Origin of the sequence: Candidatus Methylomirabilis sp., from assembly GCA_036000645.1 — a bacterium.
In the GTDB taxonomy this organism is placed as follows: domain Bacteria; phylum Methylomirabilota; class Methylomirabilia; order Methylomirabilales; family JACPAU01; genus JACPAU01.
Genome location: DASYVA010000011.1, coordinates 1 through 2,166, shown reverse-complemented (window position 1 = coordinate 2,166; position 2,166 = coordinate 1). Strand labels below are relative to the sequence as shown.

Genomic DNA, 2,166 nt, shown 5'->3' with positions numbered 1-2,166 from the left:
GAAAAAGGCTAGCGTCGAGCCCGCCGAAGCGGCAACGCGACGTGGTGGGTACGGTACCGGTGTGAACACGAACCGCTTGATCGACGAGACGAGTCCCTACCTCCTGCAGCACGCCCACAACCCCGTGGACTGGTCCCCCTGGGGAGAGGAGGCCCTCAAGAGGGCCAAGGCGGAGGACAAGCCCATCCTCCTCAGCATCGGCTACGCCGCCTGCCACTGGTGCCACGTGATGGAGCGCGAGTCGTTCGAGGACCCCCGGATCGCGGAACTGATGAACCAGCACTTCGTCTGCATCAAGGTGGACCGGGAGGAGCGGCCCGACCTGGACCGGATCTACCAGAGCGCGGTGCAGATGATGGGGGTGCACGGGGGCTGGCCCCTCACGGTCTTCCTCACGCCCGACGGCGAGCCGTTCTACGGCGGGACCTACTTCCCGCCCGAGGACCGGCATGGCCTGCCCTCCTTCACGCGGGTCCTCCTCTCGGTCGCCCGGATCTGGCGGGAGGAGCGGGGCGAGGTCCGGACCGCCGTCGGGCAGTTCCTCGAGGGCCTGAGCCACCTCAACCGCTTCCCGGCCTCCTCGGCCGAGCCGAACGCGGCGGTGGTGGAGGGGGCGGTCCGCGCCCTCTCGCGCACCGTCGACCCGGTCCACGGCGGCTTCGGCCGGGCCCCCAAGTTCCCCCACCCCTCGGCGCTCGAGCTCCTCCTGCGGGCCGGCGCGCGCGGGGACCGGTTCTCCCTGGACATGGTCACCCTCACCCTTCGGAAGATGGCCGAGGGGGGGATCTACGATCAGGTGGGCGGGGGGTTCCACCGCTACTCGGTGGACGCGCGGTGGCTCGTTCCCCACTTCGAGAAGATGCTCTACGACAACGCGCAGCTCATCCCCGTCTACCTGCACGCGCACCAGGTGACCGGCGACCCCCTCTTTGCCCGGATCGCCCGGGAGACCGTCGGGTACGTCCTCCGGGAGATGACTCACCCGGACGGCGGCTTCTACAGCACCCAGGACGCGGACAGCGAGGGGGAGGAGGGGAAGTTCTTCGTCTGGACGAAGGAGGAGATCTTCCGGGTGCTGGGGCCCGAGCTGGGGGAAGTCTGCTGCCGGGCGTTCGGCGTGAGCGAGGCCGGGAACTGGGAGCACGGCAAGAACATCCTCCACGTGGTGGCGACGCCGGAGCAGCTCGCCAACCGGTTCGGGAAGAGCCCCGAGGAGATCGCGATGCTCCTCGGGCAGGTCAAGTGCAAGCTCTTCGGTGCGCGGGATGCCCGGGTCAAGCCGGGTCGGGACGAGAAGATTCTCACCGCCTGGAACGGCCTCATGATCTCGGCCTGCGCGGCGGCCGGGGCCACCCTGGGCCACGGGGCGGCGCTCGAGGCGGCCGTGCGGGCGGCAGACTTCATCGAGCGGCACCTCACCCGGGACGGGCGGCTGCTCCGGACCTGGACGGCGGGGGAGGCGAAGCTCGGCGGCTACCTGGATGACTACACCTTCCTCACGGCGGCGCTCCTCGACCTGTACGAGGCCACGCTGGACTCCCGCTTCTTCACACGGGCGGAGGCGCTGCACCGCCTGACGCTCGAGCAGTTCTGGGACGAGGCGGAGGGGGGATTCTTCTTCACGGCGAAGGACCACGAGCGGCTCGTGGCTCGGATGAAGTCGGCCTCCGACGAGGCCATCCCCTCCGGGACGGCGGTGGCCACGCTGAACCTCCTCCGGTTCGCCGCGGCCCTGGGGGAGGAGGCCTACCGGCGGATGGCCGACCGGGTCTTCCGCTCGCTGCTCCGGCCGATGGAGCAGACCCCATCGGGCTTCGCGCACCTTCTCCTGGCCCTCGACTTCGCGACCCGCGGCCCGGTGGAGGTGGTCCTGGTGGGACCGCGGGAGGCGCCCGCCACGCGGGCGATGGTGGAGGTCGTCCACCGCCGGTACCTGCCGAACCGGATCCTGGCCCACGCGGATCCGGGAGCACCCGCCCCCGCCTTCGCGGGACCCCTCCTGGAGGGCAAGCGGGCCGTGGACGGCCAGGTGACGGCGTACGTCTGCCGGAACTTCACCTGCTCGGCGCCGGTCACGGACCCCGGGGCCCTCGGGGCGCTCCTGGAGCAGGGCGCGCCGGAGGCGGGGCCGGCCGGCCGGCCGGCCGGCTAGCAGCGTTCGCGCGT

The 2,166-nt window shown here is 71.4% G+C and carries 1 protein-coding gene; it reads left to right on the top strand.

Annotated features, from left to right (window positions below; translation table 11 throughout):
* Positions 1–61 precede the first annotated feature (61 nt).
* Positions 62–2,152: a thioredoxin domain-containing protein gene (locus tag VGT06_00365; protein ID HEV8661586.1), complete on the top strand. Its 2,091-nt coding sequence runs from the start codon at positions 62–64 to the stop codon at positions 2,150–2,152.
* Positions 2,153–2,166 lie beyond the last annotated feature (14 nt).